At 68.7% G+C, this 15,474-nt stretch carries 15 protein-coding genes; 3 read left to right on the forward strand and 12 right to left on the reverse strand.

All coding sequences use genetic code 11. From position 1 onward, the window contains the following. Positions 1-5: 5 nt before the first annotated feature. The gene (locus tag SD37_RS37405; RefSeq protein ID WP_174567887.1) at positions 6-989 is read left to right on the forward strand and encodes an ABC transporter substrate-binding protein; all 984 of its coding nucleotides are present in this window, start codon (positions 6-8) and stop codon (positions 987-989) included. 24 nt (positions 990-1,013) lie between these two features. On the opposite strand, the gene SD37_RS37410 is transcribed toward SD37_RS37405, so the two are convergent. The 5 genes from SD37_RS37410 to guaB all read right to left on the reverse strand — a co-directional run bounded on the left by SD37_RS37410 (position 1,014) and on the right by guaB (position 7,149). Beyond that, on the reverse strand, positions 1,014-1,736 hold the full coding sequence (locus SD37_RS37410; RefSeq protein WP_044855680.1) for a maleylpyruvate isomerase N-terminal domain-containing protein: 723 nt from the start codon (positions 1,734-1,736) through the stop codon (positions 1,014-1,016). A gap of 9 nt (positions 1,737-1,745) precedes the next feature. Further along, complete coding sequence (locus SD37_RS37415; protein ID WP_044855681.1) at positions 1,746-3,452, reverse strand: GMC oxidoreductase; 1,707 nt, start codon at positions 3,450-3,452, stop codon at positions 1,746-1,748. A gap of 339 nt (positions 3,453-3,791) precedes the next feature. Further along, entirely contained in the window at positions 3,792-4,925 is a 1,134-nt protein-coding gene (locus tag SD37_RS37420; protein ID WP_037314848.1) for a GuaB3 family IMP dehydrogenase-related protein, read from the reverse strand. Between the two features lie 172 nt (positions 4,926-5,097). Next, the gene (locus SD37_RS37425) at positions 5,098-5,556 is read right to left on the reverse strand and encodes a DUF3574 domain-containing protein (RefSeq protein WP_044855682.1); all 459 of its coding nucleotides are present in this window, start codon (positions 5,554-5,556) and stop codon (positions 5,098-5,100) included. Between the two features lie 81 nt (positions 5,557-5,637). After that, on the reverse strand, positions 5,638-7,149 hold the full coding sequence (gene guaB / locus SD37_RS37430; protein WP_037314842.1) for an IMP dehydrogenase: 1,512 nt from the start codon (positions 7,147-7,149) through the stop codon (positions 5,638-5,640). A 135-nt stretch (positions 7,150-7,284) separates the two neighbouring features. Between guaB and SD37_RS37435 the strand changes: the two genes are divergently transcribed. Then, entirely contained in the window at positions 7,285-7,671 is a 387-nt protein-coding gene (locus SD37_RS37435; protein ID WP_044855683.1) for a DUF5319 domain-containing protein, read from the forward strand. Between the two features lie 114 nt (positions 7,672-7,785). On the opposite strand, the gene SD37_RS37440 is transcribed toward SD37_RS37435, so the two are convergent. The 5 genes from SD37_RS37440 to SD37_RS37460 all read right to left on the reverse strand — a co-directional run bounded on the left by SD37_RS37440 (position 7,786) and on the right by SD37_RS37460 (position 12,189). Further along, on the reverse strand, positions 7,786-8,730 hold the full coding sequence (locus SD37_RS37440) for an anti-sigma-D factor RsdA (protein WP_044855684.1): 945 nt from the start codon (positions 8,728-8,730) through the stop codon (positions 7,786-7,788). Then, the gene (locus SD37_RS37445) at positions 8,731-9,303 is read right to left on the reverse strand and encodes a sigma-70 family RNA polymerase sigma factor (RefSeq protein WP_037314832.1); all 573 of its coding nucleotides are present in this window, start codon (positions 9,301-9,303) and stop codon (positions 8,731-8,733) included. A 386-nt stretch (positions 9,304-9,689) separates the two neighbouring features. After that, positions 9,690-10,286, reverse strand: a complete 597-nt coding sequence (locus SD37_RS37450) for a response regulator transcription factor (protein WP_003073605.1) — start codon at positions 10,284-10,286, stop codon at positions 9,690-9,692. 130 nt (positions 10,287-10,416) lie between these two features. Continuing rightward, entirely contained in the window at positions 10,417-11,265 is an 849-nt protein-coding gene (locus tag SD37_RS37455) for a hypothetical protein (protein ID WP_044855685.1), read from the reverse strand. Positions 11,266-11,274: 9 nt separating this feature from the next. Continuing rightward, the gene (locus tag SD37_RS37460; protein ID WP_174567932.1) at positions 11,275-12,189 is read right to left on the reverse strand and encodes a MerR family transcriptional regulator; all 915 of its coding nucleotides are present in this window, start codon (positions 12,187-12,189) and stop codon (positions 11,275-11,277) included. Between the two features lie 230 nt (positions 12,190-12,419). On the opposite strand from SD37_RS37460, the gene SD37_RS37465 reads away from it, so the two are divergent. Continuing rightward, positions 12,420-12,740, forward strand: coding sequence for a WhiB family transcriptional regulator (locus tag SD37_RS37465; protein WP_081736491.1), 321 nt, complete (start codon positions 12,420-12,422; stop codon positions 12,738-12,740). Between the two features lie 327 nt (positions 12,741-13,067). On the opposite strand, the gene groL is transcribed toward SD37_RS37465, so the two are convergent. Further along, the gene (gene groL, locus SD37_RS37470) at positions 13,068-14,681 is read right to left on the reverse strand and encodes a chaperonin GroEL (protein ID WP_037314820.1); all 1,614 of its coding nucleotides are present in this window, start codon (positions 14,679-14,681) and stop codon (positions 13,068-13,070) included. 100 nt (positions 14,682-14,781) lie between these two features. Continuing rightward, a complete protein-coding gene (gene groES, locus SD37_RS37475) occupies positions 14,782-15,075 on the reverse strand; it encodes a co-chaperone GroES (RefSeq protein ID WP_009072407.1) in 294 nt (97 codons plus the stop codon). Positions 15,076-15,474: the final 399 nt, after the last annotated feature.

The raw sequence follows: 15,474 nt of genomic DNA on the forward strand, positions 1-15,474 counted from the left end.
CACCCATGACCCCACCCCGGCGCGCAGTCCTCACCCTCGCCGTGACCGCCTGCCTGGCCCTCTCCGCATGCGGTGGCGGAGAACAGGAAGCCGCCTCCACCGGAACCGGCCAAAGTGGATTCCCGCGCACCCTCGAGCACGTGATGGGGTCGACCACGATCGACAAGCAGCCGACCACCGTCGCGGCGCTCGACTCCAGCTACGTCGACGCGACGCTGGCGCTCGAAACGAAGGTCGTGGCGTACACCAAGTACCGCAACTACGACAAGCTTCCCGACTACCTGGGCGACGACCGCAAGTACGCCGAGGGCGCCAAGGAGATCGGCGCGCTCGAAAGCCCGGACATCGAGAAGCTGTACGACATCAAGCCGGATCTGATCGTGTCGGCGAAGGTGCGTCACGAGAAGTTCTACGGTGAGTTCAGCAAGGTCGCGCCGACGGTGTTCAGCCAGACCACCGGCGCCACCTGGAAGGACAACATCCGGATGCTCGGCAAGGCCCTGGGCAAGGAAGCCTTGGCGGAGCAGAAGATCAAGTCCTACGAGGACCGCGCGCACAAGGTCGGCGACGCGATCAAGGCCAAGCTCGGCAAGCCCGCCGCCGTCTCCGTCGTCCGCTTCGTCGAAGGCGAACCCACGGTGCGGCTCTACAGCAGCGCGTCGTTCCCCGGGACGGTGATGGCCGATGCCGGTCTCCAGCGGCCCGCCGGACAGCCGGACAACAAGGCGAAGATCTCCAACGACCTGAGCCAGGAGGAGATCGGGAAGCTCGACGCCGAAGCGATCTTCGTCGCCAGCTACGCCGACGAAAGCAAGCAGGCCGAGAGCCCCAAGGCGAAGTTCCAGTCGAGCCCGCTTTGGGGAACCCTCAAGGGAAAGGTGATCGACGTCAACGACACCACCTGGTTCACCTCGGTGAGCCTGCAGGGTGCGAACGCCATGCTGGACGACATCGCCAAGCTGTTCGGCGTGGACTCGTTCCGCGGCTGACCTGATCCACTTTGGACGGTGTCGTCACAGCCAGTTCGGGAGCGGCGGCGCGACACCGTCCAAAGTGGATCCATCGCTGCGGCCGGTGATCCACGCCAGAACCTCGCCACGGGTACCTGTCAGCGGCTCCAGCTCCCCTTCGCTCATCCGCCACTCGTGCCGGTAGCCGTTCTCTTCGGCGGCGATCAGGAGCACAGCGGGCAGTTCGCCGGCGTACATTCCGATGGCATTGCCGACGACGGTGTCGAACTCGTCGCCGAGCAGATCGGCGACGCGGTCGAAGTCGTAGCCGAAGTCGAGGTCGGCCAGATGGATCGCGGTCTCGGACAGCCGGAGCCAGAGCACGAACTCCGCCGGGATCTCGCGCCCCTGCCGGGCACGCACCCGGACCCACCACGCGTCGTCCGGCAGGCTCTCGGCGACCTCGACCAGCCGCGCGGCGGAGCCGACGACGTCCTCGGCGATCTCCTCCGCGGACCGGTACGCGCCCTTCTCGATGTCGTCGTCCCTGGCCGCCTCACCGGCGTACATCGGCGTCTCGACGCCCGTCTTCGCCCAGGTGAGCAGGTTGGCCAGGCCGTCGGCGTTGCGCGCGAGGTGGGACAGCAGATGCGCCCGCGTCCAGCCGGGCAGTGCACTGGGGGCGTGCACGGCCTCCTCGTCGAGCCCGCGCACCACCCGCGCCCATTCGTCGTGCAGGGCGCGGACTCGGTTCAGCAGGATGTGGGCGCGTTCGGAGGCGGTCATTTCCCCAATTTAGCGCCGAAGTGCCGCCGGCGCGTCCGCCGGAACAGCGGGATTCTTCGGCGAGATCGGCTCGAGCCGCACGTACGGCGAGTCCTGCGGCGGCCTGCTGTCCGGTTCGCCCTTGTTCGGCCACAGTGAGAACGCCCGCTCGGCCTGCGCGGTGATGGTGAGCGAGGGGTTCACGCCGAGGTTCGCGGTGATCGCCGAACCATCCACAATGGACAGACCGGGATAGTTGAACACTCGGTGGTACGGGTCGATCACGCCGTTGTCCGGTGCCGTGCCGATCGGGGCTCCGCCGATGAAGTGGGCGGTGAGCGGGATGTCGAAGATCTCGCCCCAGGTGCCGCCCGCCTTGCCGCCGATGCGTTCGGCGGTGCGGAGGTTGGCCTCGTGGCCGGCGGGGATGAAACTGGGGTTCGGCTCGCCGTGTCCCTGTTTCGAGGTGTACTTGCGGCGGCCGAAGAGACCGCGTTTGGTGTACGTGGTGATGGAGTTGTCGAGGCTCTGCATCACCAGGAGGATCACCGTGCGCTCGCTCCAGCGGTAGCCGTTGAGCAGCCGGACCGTCTGGACGGGGTGCTTGACCATGAAGTTCACGGCCTGGCGCCAGCGCGGGACCGCCGAATCGCCTTCGGTGGCGATGGTCTGGAGCAGGCTCATCGCGTTGCTGCCCTTGCCGTAGCGGACGGGCTCGATATGGGTGTTCTCGTCGGGGTGGATCGACGACGTGATCGCAACGCCGCGGCTGAAGTTCCGCTCCTCGTCGACCGAGGTGCGGGCGGCGCCGATGATGGCTTCGGAGTTGGTGCGGGTCAGCTCGCCGAGGCGTGGCGAGAGCTTCGGCAGCCTGGCGGTGTCGCGCATGCTGTGGAGGAGGTTCTGCGTGCCCCACGTCCCGGCGGCGAGCACCACCTGCGCGGCCGTCAGCTTGTGCCGGAACTTGCGCGAGGTGGTCCCGGTCTTCTTGATGCTCACCTCGTACCCACCTGCGTTTAGCGGGCTAATCGCGCTCACGGTCGTGAGGGGGATGACCTTCGCGCCGTCCTTCTCCGCGAGGTAGAGATAGTTCTTGACCAGCGTGTTCTTGGCGCCGACGCGGCAGCCGGTCATACAGGCGCCGCATTCGGTGCAGCCGGTGCGCGCCGGGCCCGCGCCGCCGAAGTACGGGTCCTCGGCGCGCTCCCCTGGCTTGCCGAAGTACACGCCGACAGGCGTCGGGTGATACGACTCAGGCACGCCCATGTCCTCGGCGACGCCCTTCATGACGACGTCCGACGGCGTGACGCTGGGGTTGGTGACGACCCCCAGCATGCGGCTGGCCTGGTCGTAGTGCGGGCCGAGTTCGGACTCCCAGTCGGTGATGTGGGACCACTGCGGGTCGACGTAGAACGGCTTCAGCGGGCGGTACAGCGTGTTCGCGTACACCAGCGACCCGCCGCCGACGCCCGCGCCGGCCAGCACCATGACGTCCTTGAGCATGTGGATGCGCTGGATGCCGAAGCAGCCGACCTGGGGCGCCCAGACGTAGCGGCGAAGGTCCCAGGACGTCTTCGCGAACTCGTCGTCGGCGAAGCGACGGCCCGCCTCGATGACGGCTACGCGGTAGCCCTTCTCGGTCAGGCGAAGGGCAGCGACACTGCCGCCGAACCCGGAGCCGACGACGATCACGTCGTAGTCAAAGACGTCTTCAGTGGTGGTGTTACTGGCAGTCACACCCTGGACTGTAACCCCGCCCACCCTTCCTGACCAGAGGTAAGTTACCGGCCAGTCACCTTCCACCCAGACGCACGAACACCCCCGCTCCCCCGAGCCGCGCGACTTTAGCGGGCTAAAGGTGAAACTGGCGGTTCGTGTGACTGGTGGGGCACGTGGGGCGTGAGCGGGACCGAGGTGCGTTTCGCGGGCTAAACGCGATCCGGCCGCACGAAGAAGAGGGCTGGACGACCATCACGGTCATCCAGCCCTCTCAGGTCACTTCACTTCACCGAAGTAATACGCCCCCGGATCGCCTTTAGCGGGCTAAACGCGATCCGGGACGGGCGAAGTCGCAGGTCAGCGGCGCACGGTCAGGCCGACCCGCTGGAACTCCTTCAGGTCCGAGTAGCCCGTCTTCGCCATCGCGCGGCGAAGCGCGCCGAAGAGGTTCACGACGCCTTCCGCGTCCGAGGACGGTCCGAAGAGGAGCGTCTTGAGGTCGACGGCGTAGTCCGGCCCCAGCGCGACGCGCGAACGCGGCAGCGACGGGTGCGCGGCGGCCGACGTCCAGTAGAGGCCCTGCCCCGGCGCCTCGGAGGCGGCGGCCAGCGGCGCACCGAGCATGACCGCGTCGGCACCACAGGCGATGGCCTTGGCGATGTCGCCGGACACGCTCATCCCGCCGTCGGCGAGCACGTGCACGTACCGGCCACCGGTCTCGTCGAGGTAGTCACGGCGCGCGGCCGCGGCGTCGACGATCGCGGTCGCCATCGGCGTCCCGATCCCGAGCACGCTGTCGGTGCTCGTCACGCCGCGGCTGGCCCCGTGGCCGACGATGACGCCGGCCGCGCCGGTGCGCATCAGGTGCATCGCGGTCCGGTAGTCGCTGACGCCGCCCGCGATCACCGGGACGTCGAGCCGTCCGATGAAGTCCTTCAGGTCCAGCGGCTCGGCGTCGCGCTGGACGTGCTCGGCGGAGATGATCGTGCCCTGTACGACCAGGATCTCGACGCCCGCCGCCAGCAGGTCCGGCGTGAGTTCGGCGGCGTGCTGCGGGCTGACCCGCGCCGCGACGGTGACACCGGATTCGCGGACCGTCTTGATCGCCTCGGTCAACAGGTCGAGCCGGATCGGGGCGGAGTGCAGCTCCTGCAGCTCCCGCACGATCGCGGTCGGGTCTTCGGTGTCCTCCGCGGCCCGGACGAGGCGGAAGATCGCGTCCTCGACGTTCGGGTGCCGCGCCCAGAGCCCTTCGGCGTTGAGGACACCCAGTCCGCCGAGCTCGCCCACGGCCACTGCGGTGCCCGGCGACACGATCGCGTCGGTGGGGTGCGTGACCAGCGGCAACTCGAAGCGGTACGCGTCGATCTGCCAGGCGGTGGACACGACCGACGACGACCGGGTGCGCCGTGACGGCACGATCTCCACGTCATCGAGGTCATACGCCCGCCGCGCGGTGCGGCCCATGCCGATCTCGACCAGATCCCGCACGTCAAGTCCCTTCTCACCGACGACCGTTACACCCCATTGTCGCTAGGCCGCGTGGGTGACCTGCGCACGGGGCTCCCGAAGCGGCACCGAAGTCACACCAGCCCCACGTGCCCCACCTGTTTCACGTTTAGCCCGCTAAAGTCGCTCCGGTGGGGCGGCTGGGACAGGAGGGTCAGAAGGAGACCTTCTCCACGGAGTCGGTCCGGAGGACGGATTCCTGTGAGAAGGCCTTCTTGTAGGCGCTCCGGATCTCCTCGATCTCGCGGTTCGCGTCGCGGTCGCTGAAGGGGTACACGACGATGATCACCCTGGACTTCTCCCGCGTGATCACCCCATCCGACCCGCGCCACTGGCCGCGACCGGCCAGCTCGGTGAACCCGTCCGGGAACGCCGGGGTGACGACCTTGTCCGAGAACGCCGCGAACTCCGCGTCACTCACCTCGCCGCCACCCGGCTTCGTCGCGCCGAAGTACAGCTCGGTGCGCTTCCACGGCTCCCCCGGCGCAGCCTGGGTGTCGACAGCGCTCTCAACTGGCGCAGCCGAAGCCGCCACCCCACCACCGAGCCCGAGGACCGCGGCGGCGAAGAGGGCCACCACGGTGCGCCGCGAAACGGTCAGCGAAGAAGACATCCGATTCCTCCCGGGAGACTTGATCAGCGGACCAAGTCTCCCGAGAACGGAACCGGCTGCGTAAGTGTCCGAAAGGGCGGACTACCGAGTGGTGTAGTTCGGCGCCTCGACGGTCATCGTGATGTCGTGCGGGTGGCTCTCCTTGAGCCCGGCCGCCGTGATCCGCACCAGCTGCGCCTCCTGCAGCTCGGGGATCGTCGACGCGCCCGCGTAGCCCATCCCCGACCGCAGGCCGCCGACCAGCTGGTGGACGACGTTCGCGAGCGGCCCACGGAACGGGATCCGCCCTTCGATGCCTTCCGGGACCAGCTTGTCCTCGCTCAGCACGTCGTCCTGCGCGTAGCGGTCCTTCGAGTAGGACTTCGCCTGTCCGCGCGACTGCATGGCACCCAGCGAGCCCATCCCGCGATAGGTCTTGAACTGCTTGCCGTTGACCAGGATCAGGTCGCCGGGCGATTCGGCGGTGCCCGCGAGCAGGCTGCCGAGCATCACGGTGGACGCGCCCGCCGCGAGCGCCTTCGCGATGTCACCCGAGTACTGGATGCCGCCGTCACCGATCACCGGGATGCCCGCCGGGCGGGCGGCCTGGTCGGCCTCGTAGATCGCGGAGATCTGGGGCACGCCGACCCCGGCGACGATGCGGGTGGTGCAGATGGAGCCCGGGCCGACGCCGACCTTGATCCCGTCGGCTCCCGCCTCCACCAGCGCCTGCGCGCCGGCCCGCGTCGCCACGTTGCCGCCCACGATGTCGACGGTGTCGCCCAGTTCCTTCTTCAGCAGCGCGACCGTTTCCACGACGGCGCGGGAATGCCCGTGCGCGGTGTCGACCATCAGCACGTCGACCCCGGCGTCGGCCAGCGCCATCGCGCGCTTGTGCCCGTCCGGCCCGACGCCGACGGCGGCACCGACGATCAGCCTGCCGTTGGTGTCCTTGGTGGCGTTGGGGTACTGCTCGGTCTTGACGAAGTCCTTGACCGTGATCAGGCCGCGCAGCTTGCCCGCGCCGTCGACGATCGGCAGCTTCTCGATCTTGTGACGGCGCAGCAGCCCCAGCGCGGCCTCCGCGGTGACCCCGACCTGCGCGGTGACCAGCGGCAGCTTCGTCATCACCTCGTGCACCGCACGGGTGTGGTCCACCTCGAACCGCATGTCGCGGTTGGTGATGATGCCCACGAGCGTGCCGGCGGCGTCCGTCACCGGCACGCCGGAGATCCGGAACCGGGCGCACAGCGCGTCGACCTCGGCGAGGGTGTCCTCCGGCGAACAGGTGACCGGATCGGTCACCATGCCCGCCTCGGAGCGCTTCACGACCTCGACGGCGGACGCCTGGTCGTCGATCGGCAGGTTGCGCTGCAGCACGCCCATCCCGCCCTGGCGCGCCATCGCGATCGCCATCCGGCCTTCGGTGACCGTGTCCATGGCGGCGGAGACCAGCGGGATGTTGAGGGTGACGTTGCGGGAGAGCCGGGTGCGGGTGCTGACCGCACTGGGCACCACGTCGGACTCGGCCGGCAGCAGCAGCACGTCGTCGAAGGTCAGCCCGAGCATGGCGAACTTGCTCGGGACGGGGGCGGTGACGCTGTCGCTGGTCATAGCAGGCGAACGGCCTTCCTAGCGGTGACTAATGGGGGCCGCCGTGGCTGGTGGCATCACGGCGAGGGCCTGCCCCTCATGATATCCGGGCCGGGCGGCCGCCCGGCCCGGGTGGGCGCCCGGTAGCGTGCAGGCGTGCCGCATGATGCGTTGCCCCCAGACCCGTTCGCGGATGACCCGGAGGACCCGGCCCGCGCGTTCATCGACGACGCCGACCGGCTGGACGAGCCGATCAGCGACGAGGAACGCACCGAGTTGCTGGCCGACCTCTCCGATCTCGCCGTCTACCAGGCGCTTCTCGAACCGCGCGGAGTACGCGGGATCGTGGTCGACTGCGGAGAATGCGATGAACCGCACTACCACGACTGGCATCTGCTGCGCGCCAGTCTCGAGCAGCTGCTCTCCGACGGCCGGATGCGGCCGCACGAGCCCGCGTTCGATCCGAACCCCGGTGACTACGTGAGCTGGGACTACTGCCGCGGTTTCGCGGACGGTGTCACGGCCAACGAAAGCGCCTACTGATCGCCTTTAGCGGGCTAAACACGTCGCGTTTAGCCCGCTAAAGGCGATTTGAGCCCAACGCGAAAGGGCCTGGTGAGAGTGTTCTCACCAGGCCCTTTCGGCGTTCTCGGGGTGCTACGTCGTCTCTACGACGCCGGGCGCCTGCGCTCCGGCACCCGGGGTCGGCTCGTTGCGCGAGCCGCCGGGATCGTTACCTGAGGCCGGCTGCGTCGTCGACGTGGTGGGCGGCGGTGGCTCACTCGACGAGGTCGGCGGAGTGGGTGTGGGTGTCGTGGTGCCCGGCAGGCTCGTGCCGGGGCTGCCGCCTCCAGGCAGCGACGTCGGCGAACCGGTCGGCTGAGGAGTGGGCGGCGGAGTGGTCGCCACCGGAGTCTGCGAAGGAGACTGCTGATCCGAAGGCAACGTCGGCTGCGTGGGGTTCTGCAGCTGCGCGCTCAGCTGACGGTGCTGCTCGAGCAACTGGTCGCGGTTCTCTTCGTCGGTCACCTGGCTCAGCGCGGCCTGTGCCTCGTCGAGCGCCTTACGCGCGTCGTCGAGGCGCCCACCGGCGAGCGCGAGGTTGGCCTTTTCCAGATCGAGTTTGGCCGCGGCGGCGGCCTCGACCGACCGGGCGTGGTCGGCGTAAAGCACCTTGGTCAGGCCCCAGAGCGTGTCACCAGGCTGCGCGTCCTTCGCGGCGAGACCGGTACCGGCGAAGGCGATGGCCAGGACGGCCGCGGCGGCGGCCACCGGGACCAGCAGCCGGCGTCTTCCCCCGTGTTTACGGGCGAGCGCGGCTGTCTTCACGGTGGTGACGGCGGTATCGACGTCCACCAGTTCCGCGAGCGGCTCACTGTCTATGTCGCGCCGCCATGCCAGCAACAGCGCGTTGAGCTCCTGATCGCCGAGGTCGTCGGCCATTTTCGGGTCCGAGCCACCGAGAGCGTCGAGCAGCGCGTCGTCGGCCTGCACAGCCGACAGATCAGCGGCGAACTCGGCCTCGGAGGACGTCAGCCCTCTTTCGAAGGCCGTCAGTTCACGATCGGTCTCAGGGGAGAACCGATGGTCGCGATCGGTCACTCAGATCACCTCCTCAGCGGCCAGAACCTTACGTAGGCGCGCGAGGGCGCGATGCTGGGCCACCCGGACGGCGCCGGGGGTGGACCCCACGGCTTCGGCCGTCTCTTCGGCGGACAATCCCACTACGACACGCAGAACCACGATCTCACGCTGTTTATCGGGAAGGACGCGCAGCAGTTGCGACATGCGCTCGTTCAACTCGCCTTGGAGGGCGCGCTGTTCGGGACCGACGCCGCCCTCGATCTCGTCGGGGACTTCGGCGACCGGTTCGGCACGGTTGCGGGCCGCGGCGCGATGCGCGTCGGCCACCTTGTGCTGGGCGATCCCGTAGACGAAGGCCAGGAACGGGCGGCCCTGATCACGGTACGAAGGCAATGCCGTGAGCACCGCGAGACACACCTCCTGAGCAACGTCGTCTGCGGAAGCGAACGAACGCTCCTGCCTGCCAACCCGAGCGCGGCAGTACCGCACTACCAAAGGACGGATGGCCGCCAGCAACCGCTCGACCGCTTGAGGATCACCCTCAACAGCAGCGGCGACCGGCTCATCCAGTCCGTCCCCCACATTGGCCATCGCAGACAACAGTCCCAGTGTTACGTATAGGCGTGCAAAGAGTCCGGCGTGTGACTTCGGAGACCACTACCGGTGACAGCTACCGTACCGCCCCGGGCCCGCCGCCTTCGCTGACGGCCGCCACCGGCGCGCCGCCCATCCGGCGAGCGCGCTAAAACCGGGGTCTACTTCCTGGTTCCCCTCGCTCGTAGTCGAACCTTCAACGAGCCGGAACACAGTGGGGTACGACGGTCCACCCGGAGGCGGACGCGCTCGGGCCAGAGTGCCCGAGCAGTGAAGACAAAAGTGCGAAGCGTGACAGGGAACACAGGTACGGGCCAGGGGCTTGCCCCCGGCCCGTTGTCACCCGTTGCCGCTGTCACACCAGCGAAATCAGGAAAGCGTTGTCAGGAAACGAGTCCACGGCGGAATCCGTGGGCGACAGCCTGAGCGCGATCCCGCACGCCGAGCTTGCGGAACAAGCGCCGCGCGTGGGTCTTCACGGTGTCTTCGGACAGGTACAGCTCACGGCCGATCTGTCCATTGCTCTTGCCCTGGCTCATCCCACGGAGCACCTGAAGCTCGCGCTCGGTGAGCTGGACGCCGGGGTCGGACGGCTGGCGCGGCGCCGGCACCGAAGTGCTGGCGAGCGTATGCGCCAGTGCGGCGACCAGCTCGGGACGCGAGGCGTCCCAGCGCAGGTAGCCGCGCGCTCCGCCGGCGATGGCGGCGGCGATGCTGCCGGCGTCGTCCGGGGCGCCGAACACGATCACGTTCGCTTGGGGGTTCGCCGAGACGAGCCGCCTGGTGGCTTCGACGCCAGTCGGGACAGCGCGCTGGGTACCGACCAGCACGACGTCGACCGGCTGACGGGAGTACCGGGCCAGCAGCTCGTCACCGTGCGCTACGCAGTCGATGCGACTGACCCCTGGGACCGCGGACATCACTCGAGTGAGCCCTTCGCGGACACTGCGTCGGTCGTCGCAGATCAAGACCGTCGTCACGGGGTTTCCTTCCTGCAGCCGGGTGACATTCCACTTCCCCTATCGGACGCTTTAGCCCGAACCTTGACACGATCCGGTGGCTTTTTTTGAAAGTTCTTAGCCCGGTTGCCGGAATGGGCCCTCCAACAGGCTAGACGCCCCCGGTGGGAACCCACGGAGATTCCCGGGCGAGCCGCCTCCCGCAAGGATCTGCGCGCCGTAACACTGCGTGCAACAGTTCGGCACTTCTGAATCGATACTCATCGGCGTGTCCCGCCCCCAAGTCGGCCTCGACCAGGCATGCCACCCATAAAAGTGAATTGATTTCGTATTTCTCGGCGGTTTCCCGGGCACTCCTGACCAGCGTCTTCGCGCGCTCCCGCTCAGTGGAACTCCCATTCGCCAACGTCACACCGAGTACGAGCTGTGATTTGACGACATGTCGGCAAGCGCCCTGAGCCCGCGCCGTTTCGAGCGCCATTTCCGCAGGTGTGATGGCCGCCTCGGAAATGTTACTCGCCAGTTCGATTTCCGCGGCCACCCAACCGGCCCTGGTCCGGCTCCGCCAGTTGCCGGTGTGCGCCTCCGCGCGGGCCACCAGCCGCCGGGCGGCGCCCAGCCTGCCCCGCCCGAGGTTGTCGGCCGCCAGACCGAGCAGCGCGTCCGCACGGGCCCCCTCCGCGTCCAGGCCGTCGGGGTCGGATTCACCTCGCGGCTCCGCGATCGCCAGCGCGAGCGCCTCACCGTCGAGGACGAGCGCCGTCGCGTGCCCGCCCAGCTGGCGTCGATGCGACGCCAGCGTGCTCGACGCCAGCGACGCGAGCACCGGCTCCTTGCTCGCCCGCAAACCGGTCAACAGGGTGGCCGCCGACGCGTACCGGCCGCGGGCGCCGAGCCCGATCGCGGCGAGCAACCGTCCGCGAGGTGACGCGGGCACCCCGAAGGACGACGGTGGCAGCACGCCGTCGCCGAACGCGGCGGACCGCAAGGACGCTTCCATCCGTCCTTTCTAGCGCCTCGCACCGACAAGAACGTGCTCGATCCGGTCGGCGGCCGTCGTCAGCTCGCCGAGTAGTTCGATCTTGTCCGGGAGCACCGCCGGATCCCAGCCGGGGCCGCAGGCGAAGAGCCTGCTGCGCTGGCGGCCGCGGGACACCCTGGCGAACAGGCGCGGATCCGCTGTCGCGTTCCGCCCCGACCACAGCACCACCGCGGCCGGGACGCTGCGGCGGACCGTCACCGCCAGCACCTCGGCAGGCAGGGAGGTGCCGAACAGCTGGGCCCCGATCCGGCGGCCCGCGAGCGCGGCGGCGAGCGCGTACATCGGCAGGTTGTCGCGTTCGTCCGGGACGCAGGCCAGCAGGACCGGCCGCTGGTTACGCGGTTCGCGGAGGACCGGCGTGGCGCGGATGAGGGCGGCGTACACGCATTCGGCGAGCAGGTACTCGACCTCGGCGCCGGCGCTGACCCCGCGCCAACGTGCGCCGAGGGCCGTCAGGACCGGCGACAGGACGCCTGTCCAGGCGGGCAGGACGCCGAGTTCGCGGATCGTGTCGGCGAGCATCCGCTGGACCGCGCCGAAGTCCATCGCGAGCGCGGCCGTGCTCAAGCGCCTGGCGAGCCGGGACGGGACGTCGTGATCCTCCGCGGGCTGCGCGCTGGCCTGTTCCTCCACCGGGACCAAGGGGGTTTCCGGGGTCTCCGGCGCTGCGCGGGGCATCTGCTCAAGCGCGTACTTCGCCGCTTCGGCCGTCGAGGCGCCGCGAAGCAACGCGCGCTGCATCAGTTCGAGGCGGCCGATGTCGGAGCTGCCGTAGCGGCGGTGGCGGCCGTTGGTGTGCCGGCTCGGTCCCACGCCGTATCTGCGGTCCCAGGTTCGCAGGGTGGACGGTGCGACCCCGAGCCGGCGGGCGACCGAGGCCACCGGCAGGGTGGGTTCTTCACTGCTGATCCGAGATCCCACTCGACCCAATATCCAGGCAGGGCGGGGCCGGGGCAACCGGAACGGAAAGTGCCGCTCACACATCCGGGGGATGCCTAACGGCTGAATCGTCTTGAATCTCTTGAACAAGTATTGGCGCGCTTCTAACGTTACGGCCGTTGCACCGAATGGAGTATCCGCAGCGCAGCAGAGCAGGTAAACGCTTCGACCGGATGACGGAGGCGGTCAGGATGGCGGACACACGCAGGCTCCCGGGGCCCAACGCCGATGTATGGGATTGGCAGCTCGAAGGGTCGTGCCGAGGCATGGACAGCGCGTCCTTCTTTCACCCTGACGGCGAGCGCGGGCCGGCGAGAGCCCGTCGCGAGGCGAGGGCCAAAGCCGTGTGCCTGGCTTGCCCGGTGTTGGCCATGTGCCGGACCCACGCGCTCGCCGTGCACGAGCCGTACGGGATCTGGGGCGGGCTGTCGGAGTCGGAACGCGAGCACATCATCAAGGCGGACAAACGCACATTGAGCATGTCGAACGGCTGATCCGGCCGGGTCGGCGACGCGGAAGGGCGGCATCCGGGTGGGGTGCCGCCCTTCCGCGTGTCCGGGCCCGTGCGCGTCGCGGTTAGCCCGCGAATGTCGCTCCCGCCGCTGCCCACGCTCCCCGGGACCGGATCACACTTAGCCCGCGAAAGTCGCTCCCCCGGACCCCGCCACGCGGATCCCGCTTAGCCCGCGAAAGTCGCTCCCCTCGGCCCGGGGCCCGGACCGCGGTTAGCCCGCGAAACGCGACCTGGAGGGGGCCAGGCACAAGAAAGCGGGGCGGTACTCCGAGTGGAGTACCGCCCCGCTTCTAGTGGAACGGTGGAGCTAGTGCGCGTGGCCGTGACCGGCCGCAGCGGGCTCCTCGTCGGCCGGCTTCTCGACGATGGAGCTCTCCGTCGTGAGCACGAGCCGGGCGATGGAGGCGGCGTTCGCCACCGCGGACCGGGTCACCTTGACCGGGTCGACGATGCCGGCGGCCAGCAGGTCGGTCAGCTCGCCGGTGGCGGCGTTGAAACCGTGCCCCCAGCTCTGCTCCTGGACCTTGTTCACGATGACCGCACCCTCGTGGCCCGCGTTGGTCGCGATCCAGAACAGCGGGGCGGACAGCGCGTCGCGGACGATGCGGACACCGGTCGCTTCGTCGCCCTCAAGGCCGAGGCCACCCTCGAGCTCCTTGACGGCGTGGACCAGAGCCGAGCCACCGCCGGGCAGAATGCCCTCCTCGACGGCCGCCTTGGTCGAAGCCACGGCGTCCTCGATGCGGTGCTTGCGCTCGTTCAGCTCGGTCTCGGTGGCCGCGCCGACCTTGATCACCGCGACACCGCCGCCGAGCTTCGCCAGCCGCTCCTGCAGCTTCTCGCGGTCCCAGTCGGAGTCGGTGTTCTCGATCTCCTTGCGGATCTGCGAAATGCGCCCGGCGATGTCGTCCTTGGTGCCGGCACCGTCGACGAGCGTGGTGTCGTCCTTGGTGACGACGATCCGGCGGGCGTTGCCCAGCTGGGCGAGCGTGGTCTCGGACAGCTTGTGCCCGATCTCGGCCGAGATGACCTCACCGCCCGTGATGACCGCGAGGTCGTCCAGGAACGCCTTGCGGCGGTCACCGAAGAACGGCGCCTTGACCGCGACGGCGGTGATCGTCTTGCGCAGCGAGTTCACCACGAGGGTCGACAGCGCCTCGCCGTCGACGTCCTCGGCGATGATCAGCAGCGGCTTCTTGGCCTCGACGACCTTCTCCAGCACCGGGAGCAGGTCGGCGAGCGCCGAGATCTTCTCGCGGACCAGGAGGATGTAGGCGTCCTCGAGGATCGCCTTCTGCTCCTCCGGGTTGGTCGCGAAGTGCGCCGACAGGAAACCCTTGTCGAACTGCACACCCTCGGTGATCACGAGCTCGGTCGCCAGGGTGGACGACTCCTCGATCGTGATGACGCCGTCTTCGCCGACGCGCTCGACGGCCTCGCCGAGCAGGGCGCCGATGGCCGCGTCACGCGAGGTGACGGTGCCGACCTGGGCGATGTTGTCGCGGCCCTTGACCGGGGTCGCCTTCTCCTTGAGGACCGCGATGACCTTCTCCGCAGCGGCCTCGATGCCGCGGCCGATGGCCGTCGGGTTGGCACCGGCGGCGACGTTGCGCAGGCCGACCTTCACCAGCGACTGGGCGAGCACGGTCGCCGTCGTGGTGCCGTCACCGGCGACGTCGTTGGTCTTGGTGGCGACGCTCTTGGCGAGCTGCGCGCCCAGGTTCTCGAACGGGTCGTCGAGCTCGATCTCACGAGCGACGGTGACACCGTCGAGGGTGATGGTCGGGCCACCGAACTTCTTGTCGAGCACGACGTGGCGACCGCGCGGGCCGAGGGTGACCTTGACCGCGTCGGCGAGCTTGTTCACCCCGCGCTCGAGCGCGCGACGAGCGTCCTCGTCGAAACTGATCTGCTTGGGCATGGCGTGTTCCGCTTACCTTCCAGTTCTAAAGCTCGGAAAACACGAACGCCCCGTTCCCCGGCAATGCGGGGCCCGGGGCGTCATGCGCTGAGAGCGGACGTCAGTTGATGACGGCCAGCACGTCGCGGGCGGAGAGGATCAAGTAGTCCTCACCGTTGTACTTCACTTCGGTGCCGCCGTACTTGGAGTAGATGACGACGTCGCCGACAGCCACGTCCAGCGGAACGCGGTTGCCCTTGTCGTCGATGCGGCCCGGGCCCACGGCCAGAACCTTGCCCTCCTGGGGCTTCTCCTTGGCGGTGTCGGGGATGACGAGGCCGGAAGCGGTCGTCTCCTCGGCCTCACTCGTCTGGACAACGATCTTGTCCTCGAGCGGCTTGATGTTCACGCTCACCGGGTTGACCTCCACGGTCGTCGAAAGCGTTGGCAGGATGTATTACGGCTCCTACCACCCCCGCCGTCGCGGGTGCCGGGGCGTGTTCGGGCCGTGCAATTAGCACTCTAGCCATGTGAGTGCCAGCTTCGCAAGGAGGGTCCGCTCACGCCGCGAAAATGATCTTCCCGAGCGCCTGACCGGCCGTTTTGTTCCCACAGGGTTCCGCGCCGCGGTCGGGGAGGGACGATGCCGCTGCTGAGCGGCGCGGCGTCGGGATGGTCGATCCCGATGGCCTTCCCGCCACCGGGTACCTGCCGCCGGATCACGATTAGCCCGCGAAACGCAAGTGGGCGGCCTGGGCACCCAGATCGCGGTTAGCCCGCGAAACGCAAGTGCGCGCGGGAGCCGACCAGGGCA

This window comes from Amycolatopsis orientalis (genome assembly GCF_000943515.2).
In the GTDB taxonomy this organism is placed as follows: Bacteria; Actinomycetota; Actinomycetes; order Mycobacteriales; family Pseudonocardiaceae; genus Amycolatopsis; species Amycolatopsis orientalis.

What these genes read in the sequence shown, in the direction of transcription:
- SD37_RS37405 (WP_174567887.1), top strand. Translation starts at nt 6, where the DNA reads ATGACCCCACCCCGGCGCGCAGTCCTCACCCTCGCCGTGACCGCCTGC.
- SD37_RS37410 (WP_044855680.1), bottom strand. Translation starts at nt 1,736, where the DNA reads ATGACCGCCTCCGAACGCGCCCACATCCTGCTGAACCGAGTCCGCGCC.
- SD37_RS37425 (WP_044855682.1), bottom strand. Translation starts at nt 5,556, where the DNA reads ATGTCTTCTTCGCTGACCGTTTCGCGGCGCACCGTGGTGGCCCTCTTC.
- guaB (WP_037314842.1), bottom strand. Translation starts at nt 7,149, where the DNA reads ATGACCAGCGACAGCGTCACCGCCCCCGTCCCGAGCAAGTTCGCCATG.
- SD37_RS37445 (WP_037314832.1), bottom strand. Translation starts at nt 9,303, where the DNA reads ATGGCCAATGTGGGGGACGGACTGGATGAGCCGGTCGCCGCTGCTGTT.
- SD37_RS37455 (WP_044855685.1), bottom strand. Translation starts at nt 11,265, where the DNA reads ATGGAAGCGTCCTTGCGGTCCGCCGCGTTCGGCGACGGCGTGCTGCCA.
- SD37_RS37465 (WP_081736491.1), top strand. Translation starts at nt 12,420, where the DNA reads ATGACGGAGGCGGTCAGGATGGCGGACACACGCAGGCTCCCGGGGCCC.
- groL (WP_037314820.1), bottom strand. Translation starts at nt 14,681, where the DNA reads ATGCCCAAGCAGATCAGTTTCGACGAGGACGCTCGTCGCGCGCTCGAG.